At 60.6% G+C, this 16915-nt stretch carries 13 protein-coding genes and 1 tRNA gene; 4 read left to right on the top strand and 10 right to left on the bottom strand.

Translation table 11 applies throughout. The features are described from left to right. Positions 1-18: 18 nt before the first annotated feature. The 3 genes from LK493_RS01345 to LK493_RS01335 form a co-directional block, all read right to left on the bottom strand. Positions 19-477, bottom strand: coding sequence for a hypothetical protein (locus LK493_RS01345; protein ID WP_227789861.1), 459 nt, complete (start codon positions 475-477; stop codon positions 19-21). Positions 478-541: 64 nt separating this feature from the next. Continuing rightward, positions 542-614 (bottom strand) — tRNA-Ala (locus LK493_RS01340). A gap of 151 nt (positions 615-765) precedes the next feature. Continuing rightward, on the bottom strand, positions 766-1704 hold the full coding sequence (locus LK493_RS01335; RefSeq protein ID WP_227789860.1) for a radical SAM protein: 939 nt from the start codon (positions 1702-1704) through the stop codon (positions 766-768). A 525-nt stretch (positions 1705-2229) separates the two neighbouring features. Between LK493_RS01335 and LK493_RS01330 the strand changes: the two genes are divergently transcribed. Both LK493_RS01330 and trpS read left to right on the top strand, forming a co-directional pair. Further along, on the top strand, positions 2230-3429 hold the full coding sequence (locus LK493_RS01330; protein ID WP_195568758.1) for an MraY family glycosyltransferase: 1200 nt from the start codon (positions 2230-2232) through the stop codon (positions 3427-3429). A 170-nt stretch (positions 3430-3599) separates the two neighbouring features. Next, positions 3600-4649: a tryptophan--tRNA ligase gene (gene trpS / locus LK493_RS01325; protein ID WP_227789859.1), complete on the top strand. Its 1050-nt coding sequence runs from the start codon at positions 3600-3602 to the stop codon at positions 4647-4649. A gap of 393 nt (positions 4650-5042) precedes the next feature. On the opposite strand, the gene LK493_RS01320 is transcribed toward trpS, so the two are convergent. The 6 genes from LK493_RS01320 to LK493_RS01295 all read right to left on the bottom strand — a co-directional run bounded on the left by LK493_RS01320 (position 5043) and on the right by LK493_RS01295 (position 11504). Further along, positions 5043-5363, bottom strand: coding sequence for an MGMT family protein (locus LK493_RS01320; RefSeq protein WP_035137247.1), 321 nt, complete (start codon positions 5361-5363; stop codon positions 5043-5045). A 79-nt stretch (positions 5364-5442) separates the two neighbouring features. Further along, positions 5443-6297 carry a DegV family protein gene (locus LK493_RS01315; RefSeq protein ID WP_227789858.1) on the bottom strand — a complete coding sequence of 285 codons (855 nt, stop codon included), beginning with the start codon at positions 6295-6297 and terminating at the stop codon, positions 5443-5445. A 119-nt stretch (positions 6298-6416) separates the two neighbouring features. Further along, positions 6417-6866: a MarR family winged helix-turn-helix transcriptional regulator gene (locus LK493_RS01310; RefSeq protein ID WP_055310682.1), complete on the bottom strand. Its 450-nt coding sequence runs from the start codon at positions 6864-6866 to the stop codon at positions 6417-6419. A 170-nt stretch (positions 6867-7036) separates the two neighbouring features. Further along, positions 7037-7756, bottom strand: a complete 720-nt coding sequence (locus LK493_RS01305) for a B3/B4 domain-containing protein (RefSeq protein ID WP_227789857.1) — start codon at positions 7754-7756, stop codon at positions 7037-7039. A 227-nt stretch (positions 7757-7983) separates the two neighbouring features. Continuing rightward, entirely contained in the window at positions 7984-9654 is a 1671-nt protein-coding gene (pckA, locus tag LK493_RS01300) for a phosphoenolpyruvate carboxykinase (ATP) (protein ID WP_227789856.1), read from the bottom strand. Positions 9655-9932: 278 nt separating this feature from the next. Next, the gene (locus tag LK493_RS01295) at positions 9933-11504 is read right to left on the bottom strand and encodes an L-lactate permease (protein WP_227789855.1); all 1572 of its coding nucleotides are present in this window, start codon (positions 11502-11504) and stop codon (positions 9933-9935) included. Positions 11505-11684: 180 nt separating this feature from the next. Between LK493_RS01295 and LK493_RS01290 the strand changes: the two genes are divergently transcribed. After that, positions 11685-13265 carry a lipopolysaccharide biosynthesis protein gene (locus LK493_RS01290; RefSeq protein ID WP_321573255.1) on the top strand — a complete coding sequence of 527 codons (1581 nt, stop codon included), beginning with the start codon at positions 11685-11687 and terminating at the stop codon, positions 13263-13265. A gap of 308 nt (positions 13266-13573) precedes the next feature. Here LK493_RS01290 and LK493_RS01285 read toward each other — a convergent pair whose 3' ends face one another. Further along, a complete protein-coding gene (locus LK493_RS01285) occupies positions 13574-14413 on the bottom strand; it encodes a metallophosphoesterase family protein (protein WP_227789854.1) in 840 nt (279 codons plus the stop codon). A 253-nt stretch (positions 14414-14666) separates the two neighbouring features. Here LK493_RS01285 and LK493_RS01280 point away from each other — a divergent pair, with 253 nt between their 5' ends. Then, the gene (locus LK493_RS01280; protein ID WP_227789853.1) at positions 14667-16268 is read left to right on the top strand and encodes a potassium/proton antiporter; all 1602 of its coding nucleotides are present in this window, start codon (positions 14667-14669) and stop codon (positions 16266-16268) included. The last annotated feature ends 647 nt before the right edge of the window (positions 16269-16915 follow it).

The raw sequence follows: 16915 nt of genomic DNA, 5'->3' as shown, positions 1-16915 counted from the left end.
GCACCCGGCGCGAATCGGCTAGAGCAGGCCCATGCTGGTCAGGATCGTGTAGCCCATAAAGATGACAAACGCGATGAGGGCAAGGACAATGATGATTTTTTGAGCCGGCGCCATGCCAGGGATCTCGTTCTCGCCCGTAGGCTCCTTGGAGGTAACCATGCGCTGGGCAAAGCTCATCTCGTCGCGGCTCGGCTTGGGATCGACGGACTTGGGACGAGCGGCCTTTTTAGGCTGAGGTTTGTGCGCGGCAGGTGCAGGCTTCGCAGAGGCGGGCTTGGGTGCGGGCGCAGGCGCCGGTACGGCTGCGCCCTTCGCAGCAGCCTCCTCGGCCTTCGCACGCTCGGCACGCAGGGCGGCCAGCTCCTCACGCTCGCGGCGTGCCTCTTCCTGGGCCTCGCGACGAGCTTTCTCGGCGCGGAGCTCTTCCAACTCGGCGCGTTCCTCGGCAGACAGTGGTTGGGACTCAAGCTCGGCCATGGTACAGCCCTTTCTTTTAAAAAAAGCCGCCGACACAATGTCAGCGGCTTATCAAATCCAAGGGTGGAGACGAAGGGAGTCGAACCCTCGGCCTCTGCCATGCGACGGCAGCGCTCTCCCAACTGAGCTACGTCCCCAGGACAAGTTGATATTTTACCTACGGCTCGCCAACTGTCAACGCCCAATACCCAGTCTTTTTGGAGCGCGGCTATTTTGACAACTTTTCGAACAGGCGATCCTCTCGATGATTTTTTAATCCCCGTCCCAGAAAAATCATCGACGAACGTCCTACTTTGCGCTGGTGAGGACGCCGGTGGTGTCGAAGGCCGGGGTGAAGCTCTCGTCTACCGCGCCGCCCTCTTGCCAGAACATCGTCGTAAAGCCCAGGTCGTCGGCATGGTCGAGCACCTGCTCGTACTCCTCGCGCGTCACGGCGCGTGCCAAGTCGCCGCCCTGCTCGCGCATAAGCGCATTGGGCGTGTACTGGTTCATGACCGAGATCGGCACATCGCCCACCGTCTGCCACACTAGGTCCAGTACGCGACACGAATCGTCCGCATGCCCCGGAAGCACCAGGTGGCGCACGATGATGCCGCGCTTCATGAGCCCGTCCTCATCCACCAACTCTCCCCCGCGGCGCTCGATCTCGCGCGCCATCTGGGCCAGACCCGACACGGCCACGCGCGGGTAGTCCTTAATATGAGAAAGCGACTGCGCAAGCCCGGCATCGGCATATTTAAAGTCGGTGAGCCACACATCGACCAGGTCGCCCAGCGCCGCCACGGCACTCGCACGCTCGTAACCACTCGTGTTGTAGACGATCGGGATGACCAGCCCGCGCGCCCGTGCCGCGGCAATCGCGGCAGGCAACAGGTGCGCATAGTGCGTCGCCGTCACCAAATTGATGTTGTTGGCACCCTGGTCCTGCAGTTCCAGCATAATCTCGACCAGACGCTCAGACGAAATCTCAAGGCCAAAATTGCTGGTCGAGATCTCGTGGTTCTGGCAGTAGATACATTTAAGCGAGCAACCGCTAAAGAAGATCGTGCCCGAACCGGCCTCGCCCGAGATAGGCGGCTCCTCCCACATATGAAGCGCCGCGCGAGCGACCTTAAGCGTGTCGTCGGCACCGCATACGCCGCGCGCGCCCTCATCGCGCGCCGCACCGCAACGGCGCGGACACAAATGGCAGGCGGGCGAAAAAAGTTCGGTCAACGACATCAGCATAAAAAAAATGCTCCAAAACAACGATTCAGCAGCTCAAACGTAAAGGGCCAGACCGGGTAGACGGCTCCGTCCCTAAGGCGCCGTAATCGTCCGACACGATTTTTGTAATGTCAAGACTGGAATCGATAAAGTGCCGCTTTATAATGTAGGTATTCCGCCCCCCGCGGAGCAACTGGGTGAACCGTCGCGTTTATTTAGGGAGCCCACACAGTCGTACCCAGTACAGGTATCCTTCGTTGTTAAGGACGCTGGAACAGTCGATGAGGGCACCCACCTGTTTTAGGTGGGTTCATTTTCGTAACGTGGGGGGTGGTTTTCTTTTGCCGAAAATCACCATTACAGTCCATATGGATCCCCGCCGGCATCCCGACAAGCCATCGACAACATCCCAATATCTGGTATGCGCGTGATAATCGCACGGTGCAAACCTCCGCACCCCCTCGGTCGAGTATCATGGGACAGCTATGCCATTTCCGCGTAGCAACCTTTGACCTTTTCCTTCGACGCTTGGCGGTTTTTAGATTCATGGCTTCATCCCCGAGCTACATACCGTACCTATGCGTGGCAGCGGCGGCCTTTATCACGACCTTCCTCGCGGTGCCCCTGGTCAAGCGCTTGGCAATTAAGCTCGATGCCGTCGACTATCCTTCTAAGCGCCGCATCAACACCAAGCCCATCCCGCGTTTGGGCGGAACGGCGGTGTTTTTGGGCCTGGTCGTTGCCTGCATTGTGCAAATCCTAGGCACCTGGTACCTGGGCTGGCCGCCCGTTTTGGTGCCGCACCCGCGCCTTCACATTAGCTATCCCATGCTGGCGCTCTCCTTTACCGTCATCTTTGCGACCGGCGCTATCGACGACGTCTTCCAGCTCAAGCCCAAGCAAAAGCTGGCCGGACAGGTCCTCGCCGCGCTTATCGCCTGCATGGGCGGCCTAAAAATCGGCGTCATCGTCAACCCGTTTGCCCCCGGCGAAATCATGCTCGGATGGCTCGCCTACCCCATCACCGTGATCTATCTGGTGGCATTCACCAACATCATTAACCTCATCGACGGCCTTGACGGCCTGGCGACGGGTATCTGCGGCATCGCGTCGTTCACCATGTTTTCGATGGCCGTTCTCTCGGGCCGCATCGACGCCGCCGCGCTCTCCATTGCGCTCTTTGGCGCCTGTCTGGCCTTTTTGCGCTACAACTTCAACCCCGCAAGCATCTTCTTGGGCGACTCGGGGTCGCTGCTTCTGGGCTTTGCGCTGGGCTCCATCTCGCTGCTCAACGTGAGCCGCACCGCCGCGCTCACCTCGCTCATCATCCCGCTCATCGTTGCCGGCGTGCCCATCATCGACACGTTTAGCGCCATTGTGCGCCGCAAGCGCGCCCACATTAGCATCGGGCAGGCCGACAAGGGCCACATCCACCACCGCCTGATCCAAGAAGGCTACAACCAAAAACAGGCTGTGCTGCTCATCTATGCCTGGTGCATTATGCTTTCGGCCGGCGCCGCCGCGATTAACCAGGTCGAGGTGCCCATGCGCGTGCTCATCTTTACCGTGCTCGCCATTGGCTCGGCGGCCTTTGCCAAGCATCTACATCTGTTTGAGCCCGTACTGCGCCACCATTACAACAAGCGCACGCACGAGGACGAGCTGGTCACCCCCGACGACCCCGCTTTTAAGCAGGAGGAGCAGGCAGCCGAGGAGCGCAAAGAAGAGCGCCACCACAAGCTCTAGGGCAAGCTGCCGAGGATGTGCCAAGGCACCGTTAGCCAAGCGCGGCCGCGCCGCACCCATCGCACATGCCGCACCACGCGCGCCCCTCTCCCGCCCCTCGCCTACTTACGCACCACCCCTCCAATAAACGCGTTATCATCTTGACCCATGAACATACGTTAGGAGCAATCATGCCAAACGAGAACAGCTACGAAGTCACGCTGCAAAAGAGCAACGCCATTCGCGAGGGCCTGGCCAAGACGCCCGAGAAGTTCACCATGCTCACCGGCGACCGCCCCACCGGCCGCCTGCACCTGGGCCACTACTTTGGCACCCTCAAGGGCCGCGTTGAGCTGCAGAACATGGGCGCCAAGACCAACGTGCTCATCGCCGACTACCAGGTCATCACCGACCGCGACACGACCGAGCACATCCAGGACAACGTGTACAACATGGTCATGGACTACCTTGCCTGCGGTATCGACCCCGACAAGACCATGATCTACGCGCACTCCGCCGTGCCCGCAGCAAACCAGCTCATGCTGCCGTTCCTGTCGCTGGTGTCCGAGGCCGAGCTGGCGCGCAACCCCACCGTCAAGGCCGAGATGGAGGCCTCGGGCCACGAGCTCACCGGTCTTCTGCTCACCTACCCGGTGCACCAGGCCTGCGACATTCTGTTCTGCAAGGGCAACGTCGTGCCCGTCGGTCGCGACCAGCTGCCGCACATCGAGCTCACCCGCACCATCGCCCGCCGCTTTAACAACCGCTACGGCAAGGTATTTCCCGAGGTCGACGCATTGCTGTCCGAGACCCCGCTGCTTCCCGGCCTTGACGGTCGCAAGATGAGCAAGAGCTACGGCAACGCCATCAATATCTCGATGACCGCCGAGGAGACGGCCAAACGCATCAAGAAGAGCCAGACCGACTCCGAGCGCATGATCACGTTCGACCCCGAAAACCGCCCCGGCGTGTCCGGCCTGCTTTCGACAGCCGCCATCTGCACCGGTCGCTCCGAGGTCGAGATTGCCGAGGAGATCGGCATGGGCGGCTCCGGCCAGCTCAAGAAGTACGTGACCGAGGCCGTCAACGAGTACTTCGCACCGATCCGCGAGCGTCGCCAGCGCTACGAGAACGATCTGGACTATGTGAAGGACGTCCTGCACGAGGGCAACCGTCGCGCCAACGAGATCGCCGATCAGACCCTGGCAGAGGTTCAGGACGCCATGGGCATGGTGTACTAGACCGATCTACTGGCTTGAGCTTTCGATTGCTATAGGGCGGGCGCTGCGGCGTCCGCCTTTTTTGGAGCCGGACCGCTTCGGCTCCGTCCATCGCACCCCCTCGACAAACGGGAACAGGCCCGCCGGCAGTTAGCTGCCAGCGGGCCTGTTCCCGAAGTACACCGTTGAATCGCACAGAGGGGAGGGATGCGAATCAAACTCAACAGGGCAGGCTTTTTCATCGCCTATTGCCTGCTCCGTTGCTGAAACCAATATAGTTCACCGTGGTTTACTTTCTGACGGCAAAGTACGCCGCCACACCTTCTCCATAAGTTAGCTCTGGTAAACCTACAGTGTAAAACCACCACAAAGGGGACAGGCGCCTTTGTGGTGGTTTTCGCCACGGCAGAACCGCTAGAGCCCGGCAGGCCAGCGACAGGCGGCCAAGTCGACGTGCATGTCGTCCTTAAACGCCACACCTTCCCCTAGCAAAAGCTCACGTTGAGCATCGGGACCGCCAAAAGCGAAGCCCTCGCATATGTGCCCGTCGGCAAACACCACGCGGTGACAGGGAATCTCGCCGGGGCGCGGATTACTATGCAGGGCATACCCCACGTACCGCGCACTTCGTGGACGACCGGCAAGCAGCGCCACCTGGCCATACGTGGCGACCATCCCCTCGGGGATCTGCTCGACCACCTCGTACACCCGTTCAAAAAAGCCCTCAGACGCCATTGCTCGCTCCCTTCCACCCGGAAAAGCATAAACCACCACAAAGGTGCCTGTCCCCTTTGTGGTGGTTTTGACCGGAAAGCTAGTTGGCGGGGCGGAAGAAGGCTACGGCTACGGCGCCGGGGCCCACGTGGGTGCCGATGGTGGCGCCAATGGTGTGGATGGACAGCTCGCCCTCGGTGTGACCGGCCCACAGTGCCGCGCTGTCCTCGATATATTTCTTGAGCACGGCGTCCGAAAGGCCTGTATAGCCCAGCGCCAGCGGCATGGAAAAGTCGACGCCGCCCGCCTTTTCTACCTTCTGGTTGAGCAGGTTACGACCGTTCTTGGAACCGCGCGCCTTGCCCAGCTGCACGATCAGGCCGTCCTCGGCGGCCACAACGGGCTTTACGTTGAGCAACGTGCCCACAGCGCCGGCCGCAGCAGACAGGCGACCGCCGCGCACCAAGTACTCCAGCGTCTCAAGCAGACCGATAACCACCACGCGGTCACGGACTGCCTCGACGGCCGCCGCGATCTGGGCCGCACTACGGCCCTCGTCCACCAAGCGCAACGCATACTCGACCAGGACACGCTCGCCCAGGGTGACGTTATTGCTGTCCACCACGAACACGTCGCCGCCCGGCGCCTCGGCAAGTGCGGTACGGGCACTCTGATTGGTGCCCGAAAGCTTGGCGCCCACGGTAATAATCACTGCCTCGTCGCCGGCCTCACGTGCCTCGGCAATCGCCTGCGAAAACGCGTACGGGTTGACCTGGCCGGTCTTGGGCAGCTCATCGCGCTCCACGAGCATCTCGTAAAAGCGCTGATGATCGATGTCGACGCCATCCATATACACATCGGTGCCAAAGGTGACGGACAGCGGCAAAACACGCAGAGCGGGGTGCTCCGCCGGCGACATATCGCTTGCGGAATCGGTAATAATACGAATGGACATAACAAATCCTTTCTTGCGCGGAGCTCGCGCGGGGAATTTTGACAGCAATGCCCCGGCACGGTATACGCGCTCAAACGGGACTATGCAGTTGTTAATGGGAAGCAAATGCCTTGGCGGCCTTAGATCTCGCGCAGGGTGTCGAGAATCGTACGCAGCGATGCATACATCTGCTCGCGCTGCTCCACACCCATAGCCTTACCGGTGGTATCGAGCACCTCGCGAATGATGCGGTCCGCCTCGCTCATGCTCTCGCCGCCCAGAGCGGTCAGGCGAACCGGAGCACGATACTTAACGGCGGCATCGCCCGAATCATCGACTTCGACGTAGCCGCCCTCCTCCAGATGCGCGAGCGTACGCGAGACGGCGGCGCGGGTCACGCCTGCCATGCGAGCCAGGTCGGCACCAGTCAGGCCGTCCTTGCTGCGCTCAAGATAGTACAGGCACATAACGTCGGAGCCCTTGAGGCCCAGCCTTGCGCCCTCAGACGTCTTAATGCGCTGGATCTCCTTGTAGAGACCGCTGATCAGTCCGACAAAGTCCTCGAAACGTGTCTCGTCGCTCTGCTGCATGGGAGACGACCGCCTTTCGCTTGCATAATGCTAACGGGTAAACATCTTAGTCGCATAAGGCGACACCCGTACCCAAATACCCCATTTGTTAACCCATCAACATAAAAACCACCACAAAGGGGACAGGCACCTTTGTGGTGGTTTGGGGCATCAATAGGTTCTAGGCGCCGCTACAGCTCCACGCAAGGATTGTCGCGGGTCACAAGCGTCTTAATGACAACCGTCGCTCCCAGATAGCGCTCAAGCAGCTCGGCTAAGCGATCGATCGCAGCCTGGCAATCCCCCATCCGCTCGGGCTCCACGCACTCAATCGCTAGGAACGCATCGGCCGAATCATCGGACAGCGCCGTGCGAACGCCGTCGCGCCAGTTCCAGCAGCGGCACACAGCGCCCGCATCATCGATGTAGGCGAGCTCGCCGGGCAGCGTCGGATCGTCCGTCTCCTCGCCAAGCGGCAAGAACGCATCGCCACCGTCGGTCACCTTCAGGCGAAGGTCCCCCTCGATCGCATGCAGATCCTCGCCTCCCACGGGCAGCGCGTAGGTCAGCGACACCGTGTTGTAAATATCCACCGCGGGCGTAATGTGGCCCACCGGCTTGCCTTTGAGCACGCGTTTGAGCAAGTTCTCGATCGAGCAGCGCGCGCCTTTCTTGGTCTTGAACAGACGATAGGCCTCGCGCCATGCCCTGACCGGTGCGTTCTCGCTGATAGTGTCGCTGGTCAGATGACGCTCCGCATCGATATTGGCGCGGTCGAGCAACGCGGCGATCGCATCCACGTCCTCCTGGGGAATCTGAGCCGCGGGCTTCATGCCCTTTACGACCACCACACCGACCGCTGCCTGCGGAAACAGCTCCCAGAATGAATCCTCAGCAATAAAGCCCTTCATACGTGCTCCCTTCATCGTGCGCGCCCGAGCGAGGGCGCCTAAACAAAAAGCGCCCTCACGACGGCCACCTTCAAAGTCCTACGGTGCCGTCACAAGAACGCTTGCGCTGTCCCCATCCGGAGAAGGGGACGATATGTCAGGCGTATTGTAACCCGAGTCATCCACGCGAGCAAAACCACCACAAAGGTGCCTGTCCCCTTTGTGGTTGATATGGACTCACGGCGAAGCTAGTGGCGAAGTCCCAGCAGCCCGCGGCCGCGATGACGGGCGTCGGCGTGTACTTGAGCGTGCGGACCGGCGGCCTTGACGGACTCGGGCAGGTGCGAGTACTTCTTCTCGAAGTTCTCCTCGAACATCACGGCCAGGTTGTGTGCAGCCTCGTCGTAACGAGCGGTGCTCTGCCAGTACCGGCGCGGCGCCAGGATGCCGTCGGGCACACCGTGGCACGTGGTGGGAATGTCGACGTTAAAGATGTCGTCGTGCACGAACTCGCTGTCCTCGATGGTACCGTCGAGGGCGCGCGCAACCAGCGAGCGCGTGTAGGCCAGCTCGATGCGATGGCCTACGCCGTAGCCGCCGCCGATCCAGCCGGTGTTGACCAGGTACACGCGCGTGCGGCCGTCGGCAATGCGCTCGCCGAGCATCTTGGCGTAAACCATGGGGTCGAGTGGCATAAACGGCTCGCCGAACAGCGAAGAGAACGTGGGCGTGGGCTCGGTGACGCCGACCTCGGTGCCGGGAATCTTAGCCGTAAAGCCCGTCACAAAGTGGTACATGGCGGCGTCGGCCGTCAGACGCGAGATGGGCGGCAGCACGCCAAAAGCGTCGCAAGTCAGGAACAGCACGACACTCGGAGTGGTGCCCATGCCCTTAGTCCACGCGTTAGGAATGTGCTCCACGGGATAGGCCACGCGCGTGTTGTGCGTGATCGAGATGTCATCGTAGTTTGGCTTGCGGTTCTCGTCGAGCACCACGTTTTCGCAGATCGCGCCAAAGCGGACAGCGTTGAAGATCTCGGGCTCGTGGAAGGCGTCCAGGCCCTCGCATTTGGCGTAGCAGCCGCCCTCGATGTTGAAGATGCCCATGTCGGACCAGCCGTGCTCGTCGTCGCCGATCAGCAGGCGCGTGGGATTGGCCGAAAGCGTGGTCTTGCCGGTGCCGGACAGGCCAAAGAACACGGCGGTCTCGTGCGTGACGGGATCCATGCTGGCCGAGCAGTGCATGGGCAGCACGTCGTCCTCGACGGGCAGCAGATAGTTCATGACGCTAAAAATCGACTTTTTAATCTCGCCGGAGTAGCCGGTGCCGGCGACCAGAATCACGCGTTCCTGGAAGTTGATGACCACGGCAGCGCTGGAGTTGAGGCCCTTGATGGCAGGGTCGCACTGGTAACCGGGCGCTGCGAGCACGCAGAAGTCGGGCTCGCCGGTGCGCGCGATTTCGCGGGCGAGCGGGCGGGCGAGCATCTGCTTAATAAAGAGTGCCTGGCTGGCACGCTCGCAGGCAACGAGCAGTCGACGCGTGTGGTTGCGGTCGGCGCCTGCCATGCCACGGGTGACGAACACGTCGCGCTCGTTGAGATAGTCGACGATGCCGGCCTTGATGGCCTCATAGCTCTCGACGGACAGCGGACGGTTGACCGCGCCCCAGGCAATCTTGTCGTGAACATCGGGGGTGTCAACGATAAAGCGGTCATTGGGGGAACGGCCGGTACGCTCCCCCGTCTCGATCACCAGCGCGCCGTTGGACGCCATGCGGCCTTCTTCGCGGCGGATAGCGTGCTCGACGAGCTCCGCGGCGGGTAGATCGACCAGCAGGCGGGGCTGATTCTCGGCGGGATCTTCAACGAGCGTAATACCAAAGTTGGACAAAACTTCTGCAGGGGTAACACCAGGCATGGGGCCTCCTTTAAAAACGCGACACGTGGACGCGGCGCGCACTTTACTCACGTAAAGCCCGTTGTACCCGATATGCAAAAACGTTTTTGCGACAAGGGCGGCAAGCCCGCCCAACGGTCAAAAATCGCAGGCAAGCGGCCTAGTCATTGGGGACGTTTTTAAACGCCTAGTCATTGGGGACACTCTTGAACAGGCAACATTCAAGGAGTGTCCTCGGATGCCGGCACTTAGGGACGTTCCCAAAGTGCCGGCACATAAGGAACGTCCCTAAGTGCCGACTACAGCGGCAGGTTTTGGCCGAGTATGGCTATGACGCTCATGAGGACCAGCATGCCGGCAGCGTAGGGTAGCACCGCGCCCAGGAGTTCGGCATCCTTACCGCGCACGTGCACGGCGGCAAGACCAATGGCGAGGGTCTGCGGCGAGATCATCTTACCAGCGGCGACGCCCAGGGCGTTCAATGCGACCATCCAGTAGTCACTCACGCCCAGCGCGGTGGCAGCCTGGCTCTGGATGGGGCCAAACAGCATGCCCGAGGACGTGCCCGAACCGGTCACGAAAGCACCGACCGCACCAATCCACGGAGCCAGAATCGGGTACAGACCGCCAGCGACCGCAATGCAAAATGCGCTGATCGACGAAATCATGCCGGCATAGCCCATCACCTTGGCGCAGCCCAGCACCGAAAGCATGGTGATAACCGTCGGCATCATCTGCTTCACAGTCGCGGCCAGCACCTCGCCCATCATGCGCGGCGAAGCGCCCTGAATGGCACCGCCGACAAACGCCGCCAGGAAAATCCAGACGCCTGGCGTGTTGATCCACGAAAACGTAAGCATACCGGGATTCTCACCGCAATACACCTGCACATGGCTCGCAAACGGCGCGAGCGCAGCATGTACAGCGGGCACCAGGTTGGACGTACCCAGCAGCAGTACAAAAATTAGAATGAAGCACGACCAGGCCGAAAGCGCCGATTTAACGGTGAGCTGTTCGCCGGCCTCGATATTCATATGGAAGCGTGCGTCCAGATGCCCCGACTTCTCGGCACGCATGGCAAGCGCAGCTGTCAGCGCGAGCGAAACGATGGATCCTACGACCACGGCCAGCTCGGGGCCCACAAACATGGCAACGACCAGAGCCGCGCCGACAAACGACACGCCGGAGAGCAACGCCACGCCGGCAACACCGTGCAGACGCTCGCCCACACTCGCGGCATTGCCCTGGTCATCGGCAACACGGCCCGCAACCAGCACAATAAATAGCGGCATCACCACAAAGAACGGTGCGAGCTGCACCAGCTGAACGGTCGCTAGGTGAAGGGAATCCAAACCCACCAGGTCGGCAACGGACACCGTGGGGATGCCGATGGAGCCGTAGGGCGTGGGCACGCCGTTGGCCAGCAGGCAGATGAGCACGGCAGGCACGGCCTCAAAGCCCAGGCCCGCGAGCATGCCGGCGGGAATGGCGACAGCGGTACCGAAGCCGGCCATGCCCTCCATAAAGCCACCGAAGCACCAAGCCACGAGCAGCGCCAGCAGACGGCGGTCGCTGCTGATGGAGGTGATCATGCTGCCGATCACGTCCATGGCGCCCGTACGAACGCACAGGTTATACGTGAACACCGCGGCGATGATCACCAGGACGATGGGCCACAGAGCCATCAAAAAACCTTCGAGCGAGGCGGTCGCGATCTGCGCTGCCGGCAGGTGCCACCATGCGAAGGCAAGCAAGCACGAAAGGACAAACGATCCGATAGCGGCCTTCCAAGCTGGCCATTTAAAGCACAGCAGCATCACGACCAGCCAAATAATCGGCACAAGAGCCAGTAAGAATGCGGCGACGTCCATAGGTAGAAGCTCCTTGGTACCGCATGGGCGGCATCGGGGGTGTCACAAAACTTCAACAGGATACCGCACGTTTACCGACAAATTACAGCCGCCCGCCGAAATTATTGAACAATCCGTTCAAAAACACGAACGAACACCGTCGCGTCTATACTAAAGCGCAGCAATAGAAAGGACTCCGCTTTGAGCATCACGCCCCTCGATAGCATTCGCCGCGCCATCGCCCGCCGCAACGGCGTCTCCAACCCCGCTGCATCGAGAGACGGCGCCGCGAAGGCCCAGGGCGGCCGCATCGAGAACGGCCTCTTCCCTGCCTCGCACACTGCCGAGGAACTCGCACGCATCCAAGAGCTGAGTCAGCGCAACGCCGGCGGGCCCGATAGCAGCCAAGCCACACGTCGCCGGCGCGAACGCGATCGCAAGCCCGGCCCCGTCCGCCGCATGGTCAACGCTTGGTGGAACCGTCTGCTCGGCGCCGTCTACGGCGGCGGCTTCTCCATGCAGGAAGCGAAATACGAGGAGCACGCCACCAGTCGCGACTATCTTTGGAACACCCTGGGCACCGCCGTATGGGGCATGGCGTTTCCGCTGCTCACCATTGTGTCGACGCAGCTCGTGGGCGCCGAGGAGGCCGGCAAGTTCTCCATCGCCTTTGTTACCGGCACGCTCATCATGATCGCGTGCAACTACGGCGTGCGCAACTTTCAGGTCTCGGACATCGACGAAAAAACCTCCTTCGCCTCCTACCAGCTCAACCGTTGGCTTTGCGGAGCGCTCGCACTAGGCTGCGGCCTCACGTACAGCAGCGCACGCGGCTACGATGCGCAGATGGCCACGATCGGCCTGGGCGTCTACCTCTATAAGGTGATCGACGGCATCGCCGACGTGTACGAGGGCCGCCTGCAGCAGGCCGACAAGCTCTATTTGGCCGGCATGAGCCAAACGCTGCGTTCCGCCGGCGTCATCGCGGTCTTTAGCGTGGCACTGTTCCTCACGCGCAACATGCCCATCGCGGCCATGGCCATGGGCATCGCCGCGATTGCCTCGCTCGTGCTGGTCACCGCCCCGCTCGCCCTGCTCGAGACCGAAAAATCACGCCGCATGAGCCTGCGCGAGGCTGGCCACCTGTTTATCCAGTGCGCCCCGCTCTTTGGCGCACTGTTCCTGTTTAACCTTATCGAGAGCATGCCCAAGTTCGTGATGGAAGGCGCGCTGGCCTACAAGTATCAGCTGTACTTTAATGCCCTGTTCTTTCCGGCGCAGGGAATTTTGTTGAGCATTGGATTTATCTATAAACCGCAGCTCCTGCGTCTGTCGAGCATTTGGGCGAATCCGCGCAAGCGTCGCCGCTTTGACCTGATTATTGTTGCCGTTATGGCGCTGATCGTGGTCATCACCGGCGTGTGCGCCGCATTTATGGCAGGTCCCGGTATTCCCCTCATGAGCTTTATGTACGGTCTCAGCTTTGAACGCTACCGTACGCTGGCGCTGCTGATGGTCGTCGCCGGCGGCGTCACCGCGGCCATCGACTTTATCTACGCCATCATCACGGTGCTGCGCCACGCTGGAGATGTCACCAAGATCTACCTGATCTGCTTTGCCGTGAGCGTGGTGCTCCCGGTGATTCTGATCAATCTGCTCGGCCTGATGGGCGCCGTCGTGAGCTACCTAGCCATCATGGCCCTACTGCTGGTACTGTTGATTATCGAGTACGCCCACATCCGCCAACGCATAGAGAGGGACCGGAATCCGTACGGCGCCTAATTGCGGCGATGGGAGAAGCAAATTTGCGGTGGAATCACCCCGGCTGGAGTCTCGTTGCGGACACGCAAAACTAAGTGAGTAGACTTTTACCGAATCCCGGACCACACCGACAAAGCACAAGTCCGTGACCAGCGGTTTTATTGAGGCAAATATGTTGGGTGCTCGGCATTTCCAAAAAAGTCTACTCACTTAGCCAGCGGGCAGCCAAATGATTATTTAATCCCCGTCCCTGAAAAATCAATTTGCGGGCAGAAGGGCAAAAGTAGTCAAAAAAGGCCCCGTCCAAAATTAGCTACCCCTTGCACCGATTATTCGCCCGGGTTGATATTCGCGTAGAACTCCGCCCCATCATCGAGCCGCAGGATGCCCACGCGACCGAACTCGGAGCCGGTGGCGGCGGCGCAATCGATATCGATGCGATCGGGCACGCCGGCAGTGTCCTCGCCGCCCAAGCGCACGATCTGCCCTCGTCCCGATTCCTCATCGAGCCCCGCAAGACCACCGACCTCGCAATAACGCCCGAGCGACACCGTTGGCGTGTGGCCACTCACCACGACCGGGCCCTTGCCCTCGGCAGAAAGCAGCCCGGTCGGCGCATCCCAATAGCCGTGACGAATCCACAGCAGGTCATCGGCCGACTGCACCGCGAGCATCTGCTGCAGCAGCTCGCGATCGGCACCCACCGCTCCAACGCCATCGGCACAATCGACGCCATGCTCAAGCAAAAACGCGCGCGCCGCCTTCATCTCGATTCCAGCATGTACCAGCAGATACGGGCGCTCCTCGGTCTCGGCCACCGCGTAGAGCGGCAGCGCGGCCATCCATCGCACGAGCTCCTCGTATGCCTCAAATTCCATGTCGTTGAGCTGCTCGCGCGTCGTCCAGCCACCGTTGATATCCCAGGTCTCGGCATCGAGCGGATCCTGGCCAATGATGGCATCGAGCATGATCTGCTCGTGATTGCCCTTGAGAACGCGGGCGTTAGGCAGCGAGCGCACGAGCTTAATAACGCCGACCGGATCGGGCCCGCGATCGATCATGTCGCCCAGCACGTACAGCGTGTCGTCGGACGTCAACGAGATCTTAGACAGGGCCTCGTCAAGCGCATGCACGTGTCCGTGAGCATCAGATGTCACATAGATCGCCATGGAACGCCTTTCCCTACCTTGCGACCGAAGCCCGGAACCGCAACTAAAACTTCAAGTTGAACTTAAACGTTACCCATTGTACTCCGTTGCAATAAAGCTGGAAAGGGTTTCCGAGCAGAGGCAAAGACGGAAGCCGTCTATGACGATATCGCGCACGCCCGCAATCCAACCCCATAAACCCACCATCTTTGGGTACAAATAACCGCAGACAACTGACCGTGCCACGCCAACCACCCAGGAGCGGACACTACCCATGAACCAGATCCTTCTTTTTATCGGCCTCGTCATCATTTTGTGCCTGACCATCAAACCCGTCGGCAAAAAGCTCCCCTTCCCCACCCTGCTTATCTTTATCGCGCTCGGCATGCTGCTGGGCGTCAACGGTCCGGCGCACATCGACTTTAGCGACTATGCGCTCACCGAAACCGTTTGCAGCACGGCGCTGCTGTTCATCATGTTCTACGGCGGCTTTAACACCAACATCGACCGCGCCAAACCTGTCGCCGTGCCAGCGGTGCTGCTGAGCACGCTCGGCGTCGTCATCACCGCTGGCATCACCGGCGTGTTCGCGCACTTCGTGCTGGGCTTCGACTGGATCGGCGGTCTGCTGCTGGGCTCGGTCGTGGCGTCGACCGATGCGGCGAGCGTCTTTAGCGTGCTGCGCGAGCACAGTCTTTCGCTAAAAGGCGGCACCGACTCGCTGCTCGAGGTCGAATCGGGCTCCAACGACCCCGTCGCCTACATGCTCACCGCCGTGCTCGCGACCCTCGCGGCGGGCGGCGACGTTAACATCCCCGTGCTGCTGGCCAAGCAAATCATCCTAGGCGTGGGGCTGGGTCTTGCCATTGGCTGGACATCCAGCCGCCTGATCGAACGCGCGCAGGCAACAGCCGAGGGGGCGCAGACCATCTTCTTGTTTGCCGTGGCCATCGTCGCCTACGCGCTGCCGAGCTACCTGGGCGGTAACGGCTTTTTGGCCGTGTACCTTGCCGGCATCGTGCTAGGCGCGAGCGACATCACCGGCAAGGTCGAGCTGGCGCACTTTTTCGACACCCTCACCGAGATGGCCGAGATGACAATCTTCTTTTTGCTCGGCCTGCTCGTGACGCCCGCCCGTCTGCCGCAAATGCTGCCGACGGGCTTGGCACTCATGGCGTTTATGCTCTTTGTGAGCCGCCCCATCGCCGTCGGCCTGCTGTTGGTGCCCTTTAAGACGAACCCTCGCCAGGTGGCGCTCGTAAGCTGGGCGGGCCTGCGTGGCGCGGCTTCGGTCGTCTTTAGTCTCTTTGCCGTGGTGGCCGGCGTTCCCGGTGGGCACGATCTGTTTGACCTGGTTTTTGTAATTGCCGTGTCGAGCATTGTGGTGCAGGGCTCGCTGCTGCCAGCAGTGGCGAAGAAACTCGATATGATCGATGCGGAAGGCGACGTGCGCCGCACGTTTAACGATTACCGCGACGAGGACGGTATGTCGTTCGTCAAGCTCAAGGTGGGTGCGGGCCATCCGTTTGCCGGTCGCTCGCTCGCCGATATTGGCAGCGCTACGAACATGCTCGTCGTCCTGGTGCTGCGCGATGGGGCGCACCCCGTGCTGCCCAACGGTGATACCGTCATCGAGGAAGGTGACCTGCTGGTGATGGCCGCGCCGACGTTTGAAGAGCGTGCCGAGGTTACGCTGCGCGAGGTCACCGTGATGCCCCACGGTCGCTTAGCTGGACAGCGTCTGCGCGATGTGCCGCAAGGCAAGCACCCGTTTATCGTGGTGATGCTCAAGCGCGACGGCCAAACCATCATCCCCGACGGCAACACCCTCATATACGCCGGCGACGAAGCCGTCATCGCCACGCTGGCGTCGTAGCCATCCCCACCCATAAGTTGCGGTGAAATAGCGACTGAATAGGCCTCCTAGCAGCCTAAACAGTCCCTATTTCACCGCAAGTTATTAAGGGGATGGGTTGAAAAACATTTGAATTGACACCGAAATGAAAAAAGCCGGGAAAACGTCCCCGGCACTTGGAAGCATTCTCTTTTGAGATGACCGACTTCTTTATATCACGACCGCTAGTTAGATGCCATTCATTGAGGGCTTTATCAGGCGCGCCATCCCATCCACATGGCGCCATTTGAAAGCCGTCCGATCTCATGCTATAAAGAAATCGGTACCCTCCAAAAAGAGGGGCCTCCAAGAGCCGGGGTCTTACCCCCGGCATTTTTTGTGCGCAAAGTCACCGCAACCCCTGCCTTGTCCCTAAGAGGGGCGGGGCGGCCGTCCCGAATTGGCCACTCTTGAGCATCAATCGCCCCGGCTGGGGTCTCGTTGCGGACAATTAGCGTCTCTCAAAACTAAGTGAGTAGACTTTTGTCGAATCGCCGACCACGTCACCAAAGCACAAGTCTGTGACCTGCGGGTTTGTTGAAGCAAATTTGTCGGGTGTTCAGGATTTCCAAAAAAGTCTACTCACTTAGCCAGCGTGCAGTCAAAACAGAACCGTCGCGAGGTCATTA

The sequence above is a fragment of the Collinsella aerofaciens genome, from assembly GCF_020709435.1.
Classification (GTDB): domain Bacteria; phylum Actinomycetota; class Coriobacteriia; order Coriobacteriales; family Coriobacteriaceae; genus Collinsella; species Collinsella aerofaciens_AU.
Note: the sequence above shows the minus strand (reverse complement) of the source record. Positions and strands in the feature narration are given on the sequence as shown.

Coding starts and splice junctions, on each gene's coding strand:
- LK493_RS01345 (WP_227789861.1), bottom strand. CDS start 477: ATGGCCGAGCTTGAGTCCCAACCACTGTCTGCCGAGGAACGCGCCGAG.
- LK493_RS01335 (WP_227789860.1), bottom strand. CDS start 1,704: ATGCTGATGTCGTTGACCGAACTTTTTTCGCCCGCCTGCCATTTGTGT.
- LK493_RS01330 (WP_195568758.1), top strand. CDS start 2,230: ATGGCTTCATCCCCGAGCTACATACCGTACCTATGCGTGGCAGCGGCG.
- trpS (WP_227789859.1), top strand. CDS start 3,600: ATGCCAAACGAGAACAGCTACGAAGTCACGCTGCAAAAGAGCAACGCC.
- LK493_RS01320 (WP_035137247.1), bottom strand. CDS start 5,363: ATGGCGTCTGAGGGCTTTTTTGAACGGGTGTACGAGGTGGTCGAGCAG.
- LK493_RS01315 (WP_227789858.1), bottom strand. CDS start 6,297: ATGTCCATTCGTATTATTACCGATTCCGCAAGCGATATGTCGCCGGCG.
- LK493_RS01310 (WP_055310682.1), bottom strand. CDS start 6,866: ATGCAGCAGAGCGACGAGACACGTTTCGAGGACTTTGTCGGACTGATC.
- LK493_RS01305 (WP_227789857.1), bottom strand. CDS start 7,756: ATGAAGGGCTTTATTGCTGAGGATTCATTCTGGGAGCTGTTTCCGCAG.
- pckA (WP_227789856.1), bottom strand. CDS start 9,654: ATGCCTGGTGTTACCCCTGCAGAAGTTTTGTCCAACTTTGGTATTACG.
- LK493_RS01295 (WP_227789855.1), bottom strand. CDS start 11,504: ATGGACGTCGCCGCATTCTTACTGGCTCTTGTGCCGATTATTTGGCTG.
- LK493_RS01285 (WP_227789854.1), bottom strand. CDS start 14,413: ATGGCGATCTATGTGACATCTGATGCTCACGGACACGTGCATGCGCTT.
- LK493_RS01280 (WP_227789853.1), top strand. CDS start 14,667: ATGAACCAGATCCTTCTTTTTATCGGCCTCGTCATCATTTTGTGCCTG.